Raw genomic sequence first — 15813 nt, 5'->3', positions numbered from 1 at the left:
AGTCTATTGCGAACGCTCTTCGGAATCGCGCGACGCCGACGCACGGCGCGCTCCGTCTGCGGCCTTGGTGGCCTCGCGTACCCGCTTTCGCAGATTCTTGTCCGTGATCTCACGGTCTCCGACCGCCCCAGGCGTCCATTGCTCGACGTCGTGATCGCCGTAGCTGGACTTCGACGCGCGCCGCTTGATCTCAGGGGCGATCGTTCCGGGTGCGAGTCGACGGGCGGTGAGCAGGAATCCGGTGTGCGCGACCATCCGATGATCGGGACGCACGGCGAGGCCCTCCACGTGCCAGCCCCGCACCATCGTCTCGGAGGCATCGGGGTCGGTGAACAGTCCGGTGCCGCGGATGAACTCCGCGACGCGCGAGAGCTGGGTGGCCGTCGCCACGTAACAGAGCACTACTCCGCCAGGGGTCAGTGCGTCGGCGACGACGTCCATGACCTCCCACGGTGCGAGCATGTCGAGAACCACTCGATCGACGGTGCCGGCGGGAAGCTCGACCGGAAGAGCCTCGAGCAGATCACCGACCACGACGCGCCAGGTGTCGGGCGATTCTCCGAAGAAGGTCTCGACGTTCGCCTTCGCGACCTCTGCGAAGTCCTCACGTCGCTCGAATGAGACGAGAGTGCCGGCCGGCCCCACCGCGCGCAGCAGCGAGAGCGAAAGCGCGCCCGATCCGACACCCGCTTCGACGACGGTCGCACCGGGGAAGATGTCGGCCTGCATCACGATCTGCGCAGCATCCTTCGGGTACACGATCGCGGCTCCGCGCGGCATCGACATCGCGAAGTCGCGCAGCAGAGGACGAAGCGCGAGGTACTCGTGCCCTGAGCTGTTGGCGACCACCGAGCCGTCTGGCAGTCCGATCAGGTCGCGGTGCCTGAGCACGCCGTGATGAGTGTGCAGCTCGCCGCCTTCGCTGAGCGTGACAGTGTGGAGCCGGTTCTTGGGTCCGGTGAGCTGCACACGGTCGCCGTCGCGGAACGGTCCGCTCTGACGCGAGGATGAGAGCGTCATCGCAGCGCTCCCGCTGTCTGCGAGGCCTTCGACGAGGCGTACAGTTCGATGATGTCCTGAGCCGTGCGATCCTCGAGCGTGGGCCAGAGCGCGTGCGCGCCCACCTCGTCGAGAGGCACCATGTGCGGCACGCCGAGTGTCACGGCGCCCGATGCGAGACCGGCGCGCAGGCCCGTCGGGGAATCCTCGATCACCACTGCGTCCGCGATGTCGATGTCGAGCAGGCCGGCCGCCTTCAGGTACGGTTCCGGATGCGGTTTCGGCTGTTCGACGTCGTCGCCGGCCACGACCTCCTCGAACGCGTCGAACTCGATGAGCTCGACGACGCTGAGCGCCATCCGCCGCAGCGACATCGTCACGAGAGCGGTGCGGATGCCGTGGGCATGAAGATCGCGGAGCAGTTCTCTCGCGCCGGGGCGGAAGGGCACACCCTGCGTCGCCAGGGCCGTGCGCACGTCGTCCGTGAGCCGGTCGACGATCGCTTCGGGCTCCATGTCGACGCCGGCGGCCCTGAGCAGCATCGCGCTGTCGAGCAGCCCCTTTCCCACGAGCTGCAGCGCCTGCTCGTGCGACCAGGTGCCGCCGAAGGATTGCACCATCGCGGTCTCCGCTGCCATCCAATAAGGCTCGGTGTCGACCAGTGTTCCATCCATGTCCCAGAGGACCGCGCGGGGCTTTTGACTCACTTCTCCATGCTAGCCCGGCCGGTGTCCCATACCGCCGCCCAGAAGCTAGCCTGGAGGGATACCTGCGTTCGCGATGGGAGGAGAACTCGATGGATGCACTGGGAAACCGCATCGTCGTCGTCGCGTTCGATGGCTGGAACGACGCCGGCGAAGCAGCGAGCGGCGCGATCGAGATGCTGCGCGACAGCACGGACTACGAGCTCGTGCACACGGTCGACCCCGAGCTGTACTTCGACTACCAGTACACACGTCCGTCGACCAGGATGGACGCCACCGGTCGCCGGGATCTGCGCTGGCCGGAAGCGGCGCTCTGGCGTCCTGCCGCACCGTCTGCCGACGGCGCGCCCGAGTTCTGGCTTCTGACCGGCGTTGAGCCCGCTCGTACCTGGCAGGCTTTCGCCAACGAGTTCATCGACATCGCGCTGCGCGACGACGTCACCGGGTTCATCACCCTCGGCGCGATGCTCTCAGATGTGCCGCATACCAGGCCGATCTCGATCTTCGCGTCGAGCGCGAACGAGCAGGTGCGCGATTCCCTCGGTCTGGAACGTTCGCTCTACGAGGGCCCTGTCGGGATCCTCAGCGTGATCGAGCATTTCGCCGAGCGTGCAGGCATCCCGACGGCCAATCTCTGGGCGAGCGTGCCGCATTACGTCGCATCGGCAGCGCCGTCGCCCAAAGCGACTCTGGCGCTGCTCGATCGCCTGGAGGAGATGACCGGCGTCGACATGCCTCGCGATCGTCTGCGCACGGATGCCGCCACCTGGGAGGCGTCGATCGACGCTGCGGCGGCGGACGATGAGGAGATGACGGAGTACATCCACCAGCTCGAGCGCACTCGCGACACCTGGGACTCCCCCGAGGCATCAGGAGATGCGATCGCGCAGGCGTTCGAACGCTACCTGCGCCGCCGGGGCGACGGCCCCGGCGATCACAAACGCTAACCCGAGATCACGCCCGTGCCCAGCAGTATGAGCAGCGTCGTGCCGAGCAGGATGCGGTAGATCACGAACGGCAGGAAGCTGCGCTTGGAGATCCAGTTCATGAAGAACGCGATGACGCCGAGTGCGACGACGAACGCGATGCCCGTCGCTGCGACGGTCTCGCCGAGTGAGAAGTACTGATCAGGTGCGTCCCAGTTCTTGAACAGCTGGAAGAAACCGCTTCCGAAGACAGCGGGGATGGCGAGCAGGAACGCGTAGCGTGCAGCAGCGGCGCGCTCATATCCGAGGAACAGCCCCATCGTGATCGTCCCGCCCGAGCGCGAGACACCGGGGATCAAAGCGAGAGCCTGTGCGAACCCGAACAGGATGCCGTGCGGATAGGTGATCTGGTCGAGCTTCCGGCGCTTCGCGCCGACGTGGTCGGCGATGCCGAGCAGGATGCCGAACACGATCAGCATGATCGCAACGATCCACATCGAGCGCAGCACGGTCTCTATCTCATCCTGGAACAGCAGTCCCAACACGACGATCGGGATGCTGCCGATGATGATCAACCAGCCCATCCTGGCGTCCGGATCGTTGCGAGGGAGGGACCCGGTCAACGAGCGGAACCAGTGGCCGATGATGCGAGTGATGTCACGCCAGAAGAACACCACCACGGCGGCCTCTGTTCCGATCTGGGTGATCGCGGTGAATGCGGCGCCCGGATCTTCGCCAGAACCGGTGAAGGTGCCGACGATGCGCAGATGGGCGCTGGACGAGATCGGGAGGAACTCGGTGAGTCCCTGGATGACGCCGAGGAGCAGCGCTTCGAGCAGGTGCATGGAGGGCCTTCTGATTCAGGGAAGCGCGTCAGTACGAGCGCAGCAGATCGGTCAGAACCTGCTGACCGAAGACAAGCGATTCTACGGGCACGCGTTCGTCGACACCGTGGAACATCCCGGTGAAGTCGAGATCCGCAGGCAGGCGGAGCGGCGCGAACCCGTATCCGGTGATCCCGAGTGTCGAGAGCGCCTTGTTGTCCGTTCCCGCGCCGAGCAGATACGGGATCACCGGCACGCCGGGGTCGTGGCGCGCGAGGCTCTGCACCATCGCCTCCACCAGCTCACCTTCGAACGGCGTCTCCATGCCGATGTCGCGCACGACCGTCTCGATGACGATGTCGTCTCCGACGATCTGCTGCAGCTCGGCGAGCACCTCGTCCTCGGTGCCCGGAAGCACGCGCACATCGATCAGCGCCTCGGCACGCTCCGGGATCACGTTGTGCTTGTATCCCGCGGTGAGCACCGTCGGGTTGGTCGTCGTACGGAACGTCGAGCTCAGGAACGCCTCAGCGGGACCGGATGCCGCGGCGAGAGCGTCAGGGTCGTCGACGGAGCGACCGGTGAGATCGCTCAGGCCGTGCAGAAGCGCTCGAGTCGTGTCGGTGAGCCGGATCGGCCATCGTGTGCGCCCGATCGCCGCGACGGCCTCAGAGAGCTTCACCACGGCGTTGTCCTCGTGAAGCCGGCTGCCGTGCCCCGCACGCCCCTTCGCGACGAGGCGGATCCAGATGAGGGCCTTCTCCCCCACCTGCAGCAGGTAGGCACGACGTTCGTCGACCGTGATCGAGTACCCGCCGACCTCGCTGATCGCCTCAGTCGCCCCGGCGAACCATTCTGGCCGGTCCTTCACGACGAGTGCAGAGCCCTCGACGCCGCCGTTCTCCTCATCGGCGAAGAACACCAGCACGAGATCGCGCGCCGGCTGCTCCCCTGCGCGCAATATGTCAGCGACGGAGGTGAGGATCATCGCGTCCATGTTCTTCATGTCGACCGCACCGCGGCCCCACAGCATCCCGTCACGCACCTCACCGGCGAACGGATCCACGCTCCAGTCCTCAGCCATCGCCGGAACGACGTCGAGGTGACCGTGCACGACGAGTGCCGGTCTGCTCGAATCGCGACCCTTCACGCGGGCCATGACGTTGGTGCGCCGCGGGATGGGCTCGTAGTACTCGGGCGTGAGGCCGAGACGCTCCAGATAACCGCCCACGTACTCGGCGGCCTCGCGCTCGCCCTCGGCTCTTCCGCCGCCGAAGTTCGAGGTGTCGATCCTGATCAGGTCACGCGCGATGCGAACGACCTCGGGCAGTTCGGCGTCAGACATGCCCTCAGGCTACCGAACCGGGCTGATGCTCACGGCACGCCCGGGGCGGTCCTCGGTTCGAACGCACCTGCGTCATCTGGTAATGTTTCTCTTCGGTCGGCAACGACTTCTTCACCACCTGCGCGGGTGGCGGAATGGTAGACGCGCTACGTTGAGGTCGTAGTGCCCGTAAGGGCGTGGGGGTTCAAGTCCCCCTCCGCGCACAGAACAGCTCCGGAAGAATCCTGGTTCGGCCAGGAGCCTTCCGGAGCTTTTTGCATACGCCCGTCTCACGATCACGGATGCCGCTGAAACGGTCAGACGGCGCCGACTCCGAAGACCAGGCCGAGCAGATAGGTGATCGCAGCGGTGCCGAACCCGATCGCCAGCTGGCGCAGCGCTCGGCGCAGCGGCGGACCGCCGGAAAGGATCCCGACCATCGCCCCTGTCACGAGGAGTGCGATACCGACGAGGACGAGCGCCACGATGATGGCTATCATGCCCTGGAGGCCGAAGATCCACGGCAGCACCGGAATGATCGCTCCGGAGGCGAAGAGGAGGAAGCTGGAGATCGCCGCCGTCCAGTCGCTTCCGACGATGTCGTGACCGCTGCCTGCGCCTTGCGTACGAACCGGTGCGGTCGCGGTGCGGCGCACGCCCTCCTGGGCCGCCGCGATGATGCGACGAGACCGCGCGAGGGCCTCGGTGTGATCCATGCCGCGGGCGCGATAGACCAGGGCGAGCTCGTTCTCATCGATGTCGAGGTCTCCGGCGGAGTGCGCCGCATCGTCATTCGCCTCAGTCGAGGCGAGCAGTTCACGCTGCGACCGCACCGACACGAACTCCCCCGCGCCCATGGACAAGGCGCCGGCGAGAAGGCCTGCGACACCGCTGAACAGGACGAAACTCGAACCGACGCCCGTCGCACCGATACCCAGGACGAGCGCGAGGTTGCTGACCAGCCCGTCGTTGGCCCCGAACACGGCGGCACGGAATGAACCGGAGAGACGTCGCCGCCCGCGCGCCGCAAGGCCGCGGACGACCTCGTGGTGGATCTTCTCGTCCGCACGCATGGCCGCGGTCGCGTATTGCTCTGTGTCGTACGGCGAACGCGCTTCAGCGCTCTGCGCGAGGACGAGAACGAAGATGGAGCCGAACCGCCCGGCCATCCAGGCCAGCAGTCGAGAGCGGATGCCGGCCTTGGGCAGCCTGCCCGGTTCTCCGCCGAGCAGGTCCAGCCAGTGCTGTTCATGGCGACGCTCCGCATCGGCCAGGCTCTGCAGGATGTCGCGTTCCTCGCCCGTCTTGCGTGCGGCGAGCTTCTGATAGACCATCCCCTCGGAGCGCTCCTCGACGAGGTGCCTCGCCCAGCGGCGACGATCGGCCGCGGTCGGCTCGGCGGCAGCGGGCGCTGTCATGAATCCTCCAGTGAGTGATCGGGGCAGCCTCAACGGTATCCAGCGGGCAGAGCCGACACCGCCGGAATCCCCGTATTGCCAGCATTTCGGGGTTCCTAACCCTTCGACGGGCTCAGGGAGCAGCGGGCTATTTGCGCACGCGCTTGCGCAGCACCTCGATGCGGGCCTGCAACTGCGTCACGGTCGCCTGCGCGACGGCCGGGCCTCCGCAGATGCGGCGCAGCTCGGCGTGCACCGCGCCATGCGGCTCGCCCGCCTGCCTGGCATACAGCCCGACGAGACTGTTCAGGAGCTGACGCTGTTCGCGCATCGTCCGGTGCAGCGGCGCCGGCAGCGTCGTGACCGTCTCAGGGCCGGCCTCCGCCTCTCGCGCCTCACGCAGCTTCGACTGACGGGTCTGACGTTGCATGAGCAGCTCGTGCACGTGCTCGGGCTCGAGGAGACCGGGGATGCCGATGAACTCCTCCTCCTCCGGCGTTCCAGGTTCGGCGAGCTGACCGAACTCCTGCCCCTCGAACACGACCCGGTCGAAGTGCGCGAGCGACGAGATCGCCTGGTAGCTGAACTCCTGCGTCAGCGCGTCGGAAGCCTCTTCTTCGCGGTTCGCGCTCTCCAGCAGCGAGTCGTCGAGACCGTCCTCATCCTTGGTCTGGCGATCCAGGGCATGATCGCGCTGCTTCTCGAGCTCGTTCGCGAGCCCCATCAGCACCGGCACATTCGGCAGGAAGACGCTCGCCGCCTCGCCGCGACGTCTTGCTCGCACGAAGCGCCCGATGGCCTGCGCGAAGAACAGCGGCGTCGATGACGACGTCGCATAGACACCGACGGCGAGGCGCGGTACGTCCACGCCCTCCGAGACCATGCGCACCGCCACCATCCAGCGACTGTTGTCGGCGCTGAACTTCTCGATGCGCTCTGAAGCGGCTGCCTCGTCGGAGAGCACGACGGTCGGTCGCTGACCCGTCAGGCTGTGCAGGATCTTGGCGTACGCACGGGCGACCGTCTGATCGGTCGCGATCACCAGGCCGCCGGCATCCGGCACATGATGGCGGATCTCGGTGAGCCGGCGGTCGGCGGCCGAGAGCACCGCAGGCATCCACTCGCCCTCCGGGTCGAGCGCTGTGCGCCACGCCTGGGAGTTGACGTCCTTGGTGTTGTCCTGCCCGAGATGCGCCTCGAGCTCGTCGCCGGTGCTCGTGCGCCAGCGCATCTTGCCCGAGTACATGTGGAACAGCACCGGACGCACGACGCCGTCCGCAAGGGCGCGACCGTAGCCGTAGGCGTAGTCGGTCGACGACACTCGGCCGCCGGACTCGTCCGGCGCGTACGTCACGAACGGGATCGGTGCCGTGTCGCTGCGAAATGGCGTGCCGGAGAGCGAGAGACGGCGCTTCGCCGGACCGTAGGCGTCGCGGATCGCGTCACCCCAGCTGAGCGCATCGCCGCCGTGATGCACCTCGTCGAGGATCACAAGGGTCTTCGCGTCCTCAGTGAGGTGCCGGTGCACCGACGACTTCGCGGCGACCTGTGCGTACGTGACGACGACCCCGTGATACTGACGCGACGGCGCCCAGTGACTGTTCCGGAAACGTGGGTCGAGGCGGATGTGCACCTTCGACGCCGCGTCCGCCCACTGGGTCTTGAGGTGCTCGGTCGGTGCCACAACGATGATGCGGTTCACCTCGCCCATGCGGAGCAGCTCGACGGCGAGCGTCAGCGCGAAGGTCGTCTTTCCTGCGCCCGGTGTCGCGGCGACGAGGAAATCGCGCTGATCGCGCTGGAAGTAGATGTCCAGCGCCTCGCGCTGCCATGCACGGAGCTTGTCTGCCGTTCCCCACGGGGCGCGCTGGGGGAAGGACGGAGAGAGCATCGGTTCCAGGATAATCGGTGCCGCCGACACTTCGCCCCGCGCCGGGATCATGACTGTCGCGCTGCCCTCCCCTGTTCGGTCATCGCCGAGTAGGCTCGATCACTGCGCGGTCGCAGTTCCGGTCGCGAGGCAGTGAAGGAGCATCGATGATCGACGAGGAATCGCCCAGAACGCCGTACGTCGCGAACGAGGTTTCGCACCCCTGGCGGCGATTCGTCGCGATCGGCGATTCGTTCACAGAGGGCATCGGCGACCCGGATCCCGCTGTCCCCGACGGGCACCGCGGCTGGGCGGACCGCGTGGCGGAAGAGCTCGGGCGCCAAGTCGACGGCTTCGCCTATGCGAACCTCGCCGTGCGCGGAAAGCTCATCGCGCAGATCGTCGCCGACCAGATCGAACCCGCCGTCGCCCTGCGCCCCGACCTCATCTCGATCTGCGCCGGCGGCAACGACGTCATCCGTCCCGGCACGGACCCGGATGCCATCGCGGATCAGCTCGAGGACGCCGTCGCCCGGCTTGCATCGACCGGCGCCGCGATCGTCGTCTTCACCGGAATCGACACCGGGTTCACACCTGTCTTCCGGCGCTTCCGCGGCAAGGTGGCGATCTACAACGAGAACATCCGCGCGATCGCCGAGCGGCACGACTGCATCGTCGCGGATCAGTGGGCACTGAAGACCGTGCAGGATTCCCGGTTCTTCGACGATGACCGATTGCACTTCAACGCGCTCGGGCACCACGAGGTGGCCCGCATGGTGCTGCGCTCTCTGAACGTGCCGAACGACCTGCAGCCGATGCAACCAGAGCCCCGCCCGGCACGGACGTGGCGGGCGGCACGGGCTGAAGACCTCGGCTGGGCGCGGGAGCACCTCGTGCCCTGGGTGCTGCGGAGGCTGCGGCACCAGTCGTCCGGCGACCTCATCACCGCGAAGCGGCCGGAGCCCGGGCCGATCCTGTTCTCGGACAACTCGAAGCGCGGGAACGAGTAGCCGCCCGCACAGCTAGTAATCAGTCCGCGAGCGCCCACAGCGCGACAGCTGCGGCGGACGCGACATTCAGCGAGTCCACGCCCGCGCGCATCGGGATCGTGACCACGGCATCCGCTGCGTCCAGAGCGTCCCGCGACAGGCCGTCGCCCTCCGTGCCCATGACGAGCGCCACCCTGTCAGGGCGGTCTGCCGCGTACTCGCGCAGGGGAACCGCGTCATCGCTGAGCGCGAGCGCTGCCACCTCGAACCCGGCCGCATGCAGATCGGCGACGGCAGACGTCCAGTCTCCGATCCGGGCCCACGGCACCTGGAACACCGTGCCCATGCTCACCTTGACGCTGCGTCGATAGAGCGGATCAGCGCAGCGCGGCGAGACGAGCACCGCATCGGCGCCGAGTCCGGCGGCTGCGCGGAACGCGGCGCCGACGTTGGTGTGCTCGATGAGATCCTCCAGCACCAGGATGAGCCTTGCGCCTTCGAGCACCTCCGCCACCGTCGGCAGGGCGGGTCGGTGCATCGACGCCAGCGCGCCTCGATGCACCGCGTAGCCGGTGACCTGCTCGGCGACTTCGTCCGGTACGACGTAGATCGCCGTGTCACGGTCACCGAGCGCCTCTTCGACCTGGCCGATCCACCTGCGCTGCGTCAGGACCGAGCGCGGAATGTGACCCGCGTCGACTGCGCGCCGGATCACCTTCACCGACTCGGCGATGTAGAGCCCGTCCCGCGGTTCCGAGACACGCCGAAGCGCGGTGTCTGTGAGGTTCCGGTAGTCGGCAAGGCGAGGATCGGCACCGTCGGCGATGTACTCCAGTGGCATGTTGAACACTCTGCCATCGTCAGGGGCCCGAGCAAGGACGTCCACCATGCGTCGGCCACGCCGTAGACTCCCTCGGGGAGGATTCGTGAGCATGACGACCAGTGCCGAGCTGTCTGCCGGCATAGCGAGAGCCGTCGACCTTCTGAGGGGACGCAGGATCGCCGTCCTCACGGGTGCCGGGATATCCACGGACTCCGGCATTCCCGCGTACCGCGGCGAGGGTGCACGGACCAGGGCCGACCCGATGACCGGTCAGCGCTATCTCTCGGATGAGGCCGCGCGTCGACGTTATTGGGTGGGTGGTCACCTCGGCTGGCGCGCATTCGCACAGGCCGAGCCGAACGCCGGGCACATCGCGCTCGCCGAGATGGAGCGCGACGGTCTCTCCACAGGCGTCATCACCCAGAACGTCGACGGACTCCATCTGCGGGCAGGAAGCAGCCGAGTGATCGAGGTGCACGGCACAATGCGCCGCGTCGTCTGCCTGCGGTGCGGTCAGGTCTTCGATCGCCGCGACATCGCCACGCAGATCGAAGAACTCAATCCCTGGATCACCGTGCCGGAGAACATCGTGCTCAACCCCGACGGCGACGTCGCACCGGAGAGCACGGAGGACTTCGTCGTACCGACGTGCACGGTGTGCGGCGGGATGCTGAAACCCGACGTGGTCTTCTTCGGCGAGTACGTGCCCGCGGACCGCTTCCGTGCGGCCGAGTCGCTTCTGCGCGCCAGCGACGCGCTGATCGTCGCCGGCTCCTCGCTCGTCGTGAATTCGGGCGTGCGGCTCATCGAGCGCGCCCGTCGCCGCAACATCCCGCTCATCATCGTCAATCGCGAGCCCACCCGTGCCGACCCGTGGGCGGACGTGACTCTCGCCGGCGGCACGAGCGACGTCCTCCCCGCATTCCAGGAGCTTCTCACGTGACCTTCATCACCCTCGTCCGCCATGGTCAGACCGACTGGAACCTGGATCGCCGCATCCAGGGCTCGACGGACATCCCGCTCAACGAGACCGGTCGCGGTCACGCGCGCGCCGCAGCGGCGCTGCTCGCAGGCACCACGCATCACGCGATCTACGCGAGTCCGCTCGTACGAGCCCGTGAGACGGCGCAGATCATCGCCGGCGCGATCGGCCTCGCTCAGCCCGAACTGGTCTCCGACCTTCGCGAACGGGAGTTCGGCGAGGCCGAGGGGATGCTCGTCGGGGACTACATCGACCGTTACGGCGACTGGCACGCCGATGTCCCGAAGGCGGAGAGCTTCGATCAGGTCGCCGAGCGTGCGCTCGCCGCCCTGGACGTGATCTCCCTGGCATCTCGCCGGCGTTCGGCGCCGACCGCGGAATCCGTCATCGTGGTCGCGCACGGAGGCGTCATCCGCGCACTGCTCGACCACGCCTCGGGCGGAACGATGCCGCCGGCCGGCGCCCCGCTCGCGAACGGATCCGTGCACCGGTTCGAGGCCGCACCAGGGATTCTCCGGCTTCTGGAGACGGTCACCGTCTGAACCCCGCGTCGCCGCGGACGAGCGGATCACCAGGAGTCAGCGACGGGAGCGTGCGATCACGGCTCGTGCGTGCCGCAGCACCGGTTCGTCGACCATCTGGCCACGGAACCGGAACACGCCCCGCTCCCCCTCTGCCGCAGCGATGACGGCCTCCGCCCAGGCAGAGGTCTCGGCATCCGGAAGGTACGCCCGACGGATGATCGGAACCTGACCAGGGTGGATGCACGCCGTGGCGTGGAATCCGGATGCCACGGCATCCGCTGCTTCCTGCTCCAGGCCCTCCGCGTCTTCGATGTCGATGTGCACCGCGTCGATCGCCGCCTTGCCCTGCGCGCCGGCTTCCACGAGGACCCTCGAACGCGCGTACCGTGCGACGTCACGATAACGGCCGCCGGCATATCTGCTCGACGTTCCGCCGAGGGACGCCACCAGATCCTCTGCGCCCCACATGAGCGCCACGACCCGATCGTGCGCGGCGAGCCGGTCGGCTGCGGCGACGCCGCCTGCGGTCTCGCACAGGGCGATGAGGGAGAACCGTTCATCGAAGGCGTCCAACGCCGCGGGGTCCTCCGCCTTCGCAACCATGACGGTACGGAAATCCGTGTCCGCCAGCGCCGCGAGGTCTCGTGCGAAGTCACTCGTGCCAGGAGCATTGACGCGCACGATCACACGCTCTGCTCCCACCGCGGCGTCGATCACGTTGCGCCGGGCCGCGTCCTTGTCTGCGGGAGCCACGGCGTCCTCGAGATCGAGGATCACGGCATCGGCACGTTCGAGGGCCTTCTCGAAGCGCTCGGGCCGATCCGCGGGGCAGAACAGCAGAGCGGGACCGAGCTCAAACACCATAGGACTCGCCTTCCGGCATGCAGTGCACGAGCACTGTGCGTTCCGCCTTTGCGACGACGACATCGTCCTGATTGCGGCCGGTGTGCGCGATCGTGCAGATGCCCTGCCCCTTGCGCGATGACGACAGCCTCTTCTCGGTCACGACGCTCTCGGTGTAGAGGGTGTCTCCCGCGAACAGGGGGTGCGGGAACGCGATCTCACCCAGCCCGAGCTGCGCGACGAGCGTTCCCTGCGTCAATTGGGCGACCGACGCGCCGACCATCGTCGACAGCGTCCACATCGAGTTCATCAGGCGCTGCCCGAACTCCTGCTCGGCAGCGAAGGCGGCGTCCAGGTGCAGCGCCTGCGTGTTCATGGTCAGCGTGGTGAAGAGCACGTTGTCGGCCTCGGTCGCCGTGCGACCCGGTCTGTGCAGGTACCGGGCGCCGACCTCGAACTCCTCGAAGTACAGTCCGCGCTGGAGGATGTCGGTCATGCTGAAACGCTACCCGGCGAGACCCAGCGCCCGCGCGATCACGAGCAGCTGCACCTCGGTGGTCCCCTCGCCGATCTCGAGGATCTTCGAGTCGCGGTAGTGACGGGCGACCGGGAACTCGTTCATGAACCCGTTGCCGCCGAAGATCTGCGTCGCGTCCCTGGCGTTGTCCATCGCGGCGTCTCCGGCGACGAGTTTGGCGATCGCTGATGCCTCGGCGAAGGGCTCGCCCGCATCGCGGAGCCGCGCGGCGTGATGCCACGCGAGACGAGCCGTGTGCACTCGCACGCGCATCCGCGCCAGGGTGAACTGCGCGTTCTGCCTCGTGCTCAGAGCGCTGCCGAACACGGCGCGGCTCTTCGCATACTCGACCGCAGCTTCCAGGCACCCTTCCGCAGCACCGGTGGACAGCGCCGCGATCGCAATGCGGCCTTCGTCGAGGATGCTGAGGAAGTTGCGGAATCCGCGACCCTCGACACCGAGCAGGTTCTCCGTCGGGACCCTGGCGCCGTCGAACGTCAGCGGATGCGTGTCGGATGCGCGCCAGCCGACCTTGTCGTACGGCGCCTCCACTGTGAAGCCCTGGGTGCCGTTCGGCACGATGATGGTGGAGATCTCCTTGCGGCCCTCGCGGATGCCGGTGACCGCCGTGACCGTGACGAAACGGGTGATCGGTGTGCCGGAGTTCGTGATGAACTGCTTGGTGCCGTCGATGACCCACTCATCGCCCTCGCGCCGAGCCGTCGTGCGCGTCGCTCCGGCATCGCTGCCGGCTTCCGGCTCGGTGAGACCGAAGCCCGCAAGAGCCCGTCCGGCGAGCAGGTCTGGCAGGTACTCGGTCTTCTGCGCATCGTCGCCGAAACGGAAGATCGGCATGGCACCGAGGCTGACGCCGGCTTCCAGCGTGATCGCGATCGACTGATCGACCCTGGCGAGTGCCTCGATCGCGAGGCCGAGGGCCATGTAGTCGCCGCCCTGGCCGCCGAGCTCCTCGGGGAAAGGAAGCCCGAACAGGCCCAGCTCCCCCATCTGGCGGACGACATCCATCGGCAGCGTATGGGTGCGATCGGCCTCATACGACTGCGGGGCGACGACGGTGTCGGCGAACTCGCGCACCATCGCGGCGAGTTCGACCTCTTCGGCAGTGAGATCTTCGGTCATGCGATTGCTCCTTCTGGGCTGTCGTTCGACGCCGTCGCGTCGGTGGGTGTCACCACTGCGACGGCCTGGCCGCGCTTCGCCTGGTCTCCGACCGCCATCAGCAGACGCACGACGCCGTCGTGCGGGGCCGGCACCGGGTGCTCCATCTTCATCGCCTCGATCGAGACGAGAGGCTGGCCTGCTGTCACGGTCGCGCCGTCCTCGATGTGCACGGCGACGATGCTCCCAGGCATCGGTGCGCGGGCTTCGGGGTGCGTCGCCGTGCTGACCGGATGCTGCGCAGCGAGGCGGAGCAGCATCCGCTGACGGCGATCGACGGGGCGAAGACGCGCGGAGCGGCCGTTCTCACTCACCCAGATCGCACCGTCGGCGTCCGTCGCCGCGACGGCTTCCCTCGCGTCCGCACCCGTTCCTGTCCCTTCGATGACTTCGTCCGCATCCGTGAGGAATGCGACAACGCGCGCGTCGCGATCAGTGAGGGCGGCCCACGCCCCGCCCGAACGCCGAGACCGAGTCTCCGGCGCGAGACGTCCCTCTGCGCGCTCGGTCTCGTGCTGCAGCTCCTGTTTCGCCGCAGCGACCATGGCGGCGGAAGGCTCGGCCGGCCGCACAGGCAGCAGTGTCTCGATCAGACCGGTGTCGAGGTCGCCGCCGACGACCCGCTCGTTCGTGAGAAGCTGCCGCAGGAAGGCGATATTCGTCTCGACGCCGAGAACGACCGTCTCCGCAAGTGCCTGGTCGAGGCGGGCGAGCGCGGTCTCGCGATCGGGGCCGAAGGCGATCACCTTCGCGATCATCGGGTCGTAGAACCCCGTGACCTCGCTGCCGGTCTCGATCGCGGCATCCACCCGCACGCCGCGCGGCGCGGTGAAGCGCAGCACGGAGCCGGTCGACGGCAGGAAGTCGTGCTCGGGCGACTCCGCATAGATACGGGCCTCGACAGCATGGCCGCTCAGCACCGGCGGCGGCGCAAGCACGCCACCGGCTGCGACATCGAGCTGCAGAGCCACCAGGTCGAGGCCAGTGACCGCTTCCGTCACCGGATGCTCGACCTGCAGCCGCGTGTTCATCTCGATGAAGAAGAATTCATCCGGCGAGTCCGCATCGATGAGGAACTCGACCGTGCCGGCGCCGACGTACGACACGCTCTCAGCGGCTCGCACCGCGGCCTCGAACAGTCGCTCGGTGAGGCCGTCCGGAAGGCCGGCAGACGGTGCTTCCTCGATGACCTTCTGGTGCCGGCGCTGCAAGGTGCACTCGCGCTCACCCAGGGCGATGACCGTGCCGTGGGTGTCGCCGAAGACCTGCACCTCGATGTGTCGAGGGCGGCGGATGAGCCGCTCCAGCACGAGTGCATCGTCTCCGAACGCCGCCTTGGCGATGCGGCGGGCGGATGCGAGCGCTGCGGCGAGTCCGCCGGCATCCGAGACCGCCTCCATGCCCTTGCCGCCGCCGCCTGCGCTGGGCTTGACGAGCAGCGGGTATCCGATCTCGTCCGCATGAGCGGTGATCTCGGCATCCGTCAGTCCCACTGCTGTGAAGCCGGGCACCACCGGGACTCCGCGTGCGCCCACGTGGTCTCGCGCCTTCGCCTTGTCGCCCATGATCTTGAGGGCTTCCGTCGAAGGTCCGATGAAGATGATGCCCGCTCGCGCGCATGCCTCAGCGAGGGCAACGCTCTCGGAGAGGAACCCGTAGCCGGGGTGGATCGCCTCCGCACCGACCCGTTTCGCCGCACCGATCACTGCTTCGACATCGAGATACGACTCCGACGCAGGCGCGGGCCCGATCAGGACGGCGTCGTCCGCGTCACGGACGTGGGGTGCCGTGGCATCCGCCTCGCTGTAGACCGCGACGCTGCGCAGTCCCTGCTCCCGCAGAGTGCGGATGATGCGGCGGGCGATCTCACCGCGATTGGCGACCAGCACTGTGTTCATGTCTTTCATCCTCA

At 67.6% G+C, this 15813-nt stretch carries 15 protein-coding genes and 1 tRNA gene; 5 read left to right on the top strand and 11 right to left on the bottom strand.

The features are described from left to right. Positions 1 to 3 precede the first annotated feature (3 nt). Both JF52_RS0112830 and JF52_RS0112825 read right to left on the bottom strand, forming a co-directional pair. Complete coding sequence (locus JF52_RS0112830) at positions 4 to 1020, bottom strand: tRNA (adenine-N1)-methyltransferase (protein ID WP_033107020.1); 1017 nt, start codon at positions 1018 to 1020, stop codon at positions 4 to 6. After that, positions 1017 to 1706, bottom strand: coding sequence for an HAD family hydrolase (locus tag JF52_RS0112825; protein WP_268746250.1), 690 nt, complete (start codon positions 1704 to 1706; stop codon positions 1017 to 1019). The genes JF52_RS0112830 and JF52_RS0112825 overlap by 4 nt, the downstream gene beginning before the upstream one ends. An 89-nt stretch (positions 1707 to 1795) precedes the next feature. On the opposite strand from JF52_RS0112825, the gene JF52_RS0112820 reads away from it, so the two are divergent. Continuing rightward, complete coding sequence (locus JF52_RS0112820) at positions 1796 to 2650, top strand: PAC2 family protein (RefSeq protein WP_033107018.1); 855 nt, start codon at positions 1796 to 1798, stop codon at positions 2648 to 2650. Here the strand turns inward: JF52_RS0112820 and JF52_RS0112815 are convergent. Next, a complete protein-coding gene (locus JF52_RS0112815; protein WP_033107017.1) occupies positions 2647 to 3474 on the bottom strand; it encodes an undecaprenyl-diphosphate phosphatase in 828 nt (275 codons plus the stop codon). The genes JF52_RS0112820 and JF52_RS0112815 overlap by 4 nt on opposite strands. Before the next feature lie 28 nt (positions 3475 to 3502). Continuing rightward, positions 3503 to 4798: a M20/M25/M40 family metallo-hydrolase gene (locus JF52_RS0112810; RefSeq protein WP_033107016.1), complete on the bottom strand. Its 1296-nt coding sequence runs from the start codon at positions 4796 to 4798 to the stop codon at positions 3503 to 3505. Positions 4799 to 4918: 120 nt separating this feature from the next. On the opposite strand from JF52_RS0112810, the gene JF52_RS0112805 reads away from it, so the two are divergent. Beyond that, positions 4919 to 5001 (top strand) — tRNA-Leu (locus JF52_RS0112805). A gap of 93 nt (positions 5002 to 5094) precedes the next feature. On the opposite strand, the gene JF52_RS0112800 is transcribed toward JF52_RS0112805, so the two are convergent. Together JF52_RS0112800 and JF52_RS0112795 are read right to left on the bottom strand one after the other, a co-directional pair. Beyond that, on the bottom strand, positions 5095 to 6195 hold the full coding sequence (locus tag JF52_RS0112800; protein WP_033107015.1) for a VIT1/CCC1 transporter family protein: 1101 nt from the start codon (positions 6193 to 6195) through the stop codon (positions 5095 to 5097). 127 nt (positions 6196 to 6322) lie between these two features. Next, positions 6323 to 8065, bottom strand: coding sequence for a DEAD/DEAH box helicase (locus tag JF52_RS0112795; RefSeq protein WP_033107014.1), 1743 nt, complete (start codon positions 8063 to 8065; stop codon positions 6323 to 6325). A 146-nt stretch (positions 8066 to 8211) separates the two neighbouring features. Here JF52_RS0112795 and JF52_RS0112790 point away from each other — a divergent pair, with 146 nt between their 5' ends. Beyond that, positions 8212 to 9054 (top strand): SGNH/GDSL hydrolase family protein, encoded by an 843-nt coding sequence (locus JF52_RS0112790; RefSeq protein ID WP_033107013.1) that lies wholly within the window; start codon positions 8212 to 8214, stop codon positions 9052 to 9054. A 19-nt stretch (positions 9055 to 9073) separates the two neighbouring features. Here the strand turns inward: JF52_RS0112790 and JF52_RS0112785 are convergent, their stop codons facing one another. Next, on the bottom strand, positions 9074 to 9874 hold the full coding sequence (locus JF52_RS0112785; RefSeq protein WP_033107300.1) for a TrmH family RNA methyltransferase: 801 nt from the start codon (positions 9872 to 9874) through the stop codon (positions 9074 to 9076). Between the two features lie 91 nt (positions 9875 to 9965). On the opposite strand from JF52_RS0112785, the gene JF52_RS0112780 reads away from it, so the two are divergent. Further along, complete coding sequence (locus tag JF52_RS0112780; RefSeq protein WP_033107012.1) at positions 9966 to 10799, top strand: Sir2 family NAD-dependent protein deacetylase; 834 nt, start codon at positions 9966 to 9968, stop codon at positions 10797 to 10799. After that, positions 10796 to 11380 carry a histidine phosphatase family protein gene (locus tag JF52_RS0112775; RefSeq protein WP_033107011.1) on the top strand — a complete coding sequence of 195 codons (585 nt, stop codon included), beginning with the start codon at positions 10796 to 10798 and terminating at the stop codon, positions 11378 to 11380. Before JF52_RS0112780 ends, JF52_RS0112775 begins: the two co-directional genes overlap by 4 nt. A 36-nt stretch (positions 11381 to 11416) precedes the next feature. On the opposite strand, the gene JF52_RS0112770 is transcribed toward JF52_RS0112775, so the two are convergent. Genes JF52_RS0112770 through JF52_RS0112755 form a run of 4 tightly spaced genes read right to left on the bottom strand, consistent with a single transcriptional unit; the run spans position 11417 to position 15808 of the window. Then, complete coding sequence (locus JF52_RS0112770; RefSeq protein WP_033107010.1) at positions 11417 to 12226, bottom strand: HpcH/HpaI aldolase/citrate lyase family protein; 810 nt, start codon at positions 12224 to 12226, stop codon at positions 11417 to 11419. Next, positions 12216 to 12701, bottom strand: a complete 486-nt coding sequence (locus JF52_RS0112765) for a MaoC family dehydratase (protein ID WP_033107009.1) — start codon at positions 12699 to 12701, stop codon at positions 12216 to 12218. Before JF52_RS0112765 ends, JF52_RS0112770 begins: the two co-directional genes overlap by 11 nt. 9 nt (positions 12702 to 12710) lie before the next feature. Then, on the bottom strand, positions 12711 to 13862 hold the full coding sequence (locus JF52_RS0112760; RefSeq protein ID WP_033107008.1) for an acyl-CoA dehydrogenase family protein: 1152 nt from the start codon (positions 13860 to 13862) through the stop codon (positions 12711 to 12713). Next, positions 13859 to 15808, bottom strand: coding sequence for an ATP-binding protein (locus JF52_RS0112755; protein ID WP_033107299.1), 1950 nt, complete (start codon positions 15806 to 15808; stop codon positions 13859 to 13861). The genes JF52_RS0112760 and JF52_RS0112755 overlap by 4 nt, the downstream gene beginning before the upstream one ends. Between the last annotated feature and the right edge of the window lie 5 nt (positions 15809 to 15813).

Source organism: Microbacterium profundi (assembly GCF_000763375.1).
GTDB lineage: Bacteria > Actinomycetota > Actinomycetes > Actinomycetales > Microbacteriaceae > Microbacterium > Microbacterium profundi.
Note: the sequence above shows the minus strand (reverse complement) of the source record. Positions and strands in the feature narration are given on the sequence as shown.

What these genes read in the sequence shown, in the direction of transcription:
- JF52_RS0112830 (WP_033107020.1), bottom strand. Translation starts at nt 1,020, where the DNA reads ATGACGCTCTCATCCTCGCGTCAGAGCGGACCGTTCCGCGACGGCGAC.
- JF52_RS0112820 (WP_033107018.1), top strand. Translation starts at nt 1,796, where the DNA reads ATGGATGCACTGGGAAACCGCATCGTCGTCGTCGCGTTCGATGGCTGG.
- JF52_RS0112815 (WP_033107017.1), bottom strand. Translation starts at nt 3,474, where the DNA reads ATGCACCTGCTCGAAGCGCTGCTCCTCGGCGTCATCCAGGGACTCACC.
- JF52_RS0112810 (WP_033107016.1), bottom strand. Translation starts at nt 4,798, where the DNA reads ATGTCTGACGCCGAACTGCCCGAGGTCGTTCGCATCGCGCGTGACCTG.
- JF52_RS0112800 (WP_033107015.1), bottom strand. Translation starts at nt 6,195, where the DNA reads ATGACAGCGCCCGCTGCCGCCGAGCCGACCGCGGCCGATCGTCGCCGC.
- JF52_RS0112795 (WP_033107014.1), bottom strand. Translation starts at nt 8,065, where the DNA reads ATGCTCTCTCCGTCCTTCCCCCAGCGCGCCCCGTGGGGAACGGCAGAC.
- JF52_RS0112790 (WP_033107013.1), top strand. Translation starts at nt 8,212, where the DNA reads ATGATCGACGAGGAATCGCCCAGAACGCCGTACGTCGCGAACGAGGTT.
- JF52_RS0112785 (WP_033107300.1), bottom strand. Translation starts at nt 9,874, where the DNA reads ATGCCACTGGAGTACATCGCCGACGGTGCCGATCCTCGCCTTGCCGAC.
- JF52_RS0112780 (WP_033107012.1), top strand. Translation starts at nt 9,966, where the DNA reads ATGACGACCAGTGCCGAGCTGTCTGCCGGCATAGCGAGAGCCGTCGAC.
- JF52_RS0112770 (WP_033107010.1), bottom strand. Translation starts at nt 12,226, where the DNA reads ATGGTGTTTGAGCTCGGTCCCGCTCTGCTGTTCTGCCCCGCGGATCGG.
- JF52_RS0112765 (WP_033107009.1), bottom strand. Translation starts at nt 12,701, where the DNA reads ATGACCGACATCCTCCAGCGCGGACTGTACTTCGAGGAGTTCGAGGTC.
- JF52_RS0112760 (WP_033107008.1), bottom strand. Translation starts at nt 13,862, where the DNA reads ATGACCGAAGATCTCACTGCCGAAGAGGTCGAACTCGCCGCGATGGTG.
- JF52_RS0112755 (WP_033107299.1), bottom strand. Translation starts at nt 15,808, where the DNA reads ATGAAAGACATGAACACAGTGCTGGTCGCCAATCGCGGTGAGATCGCC.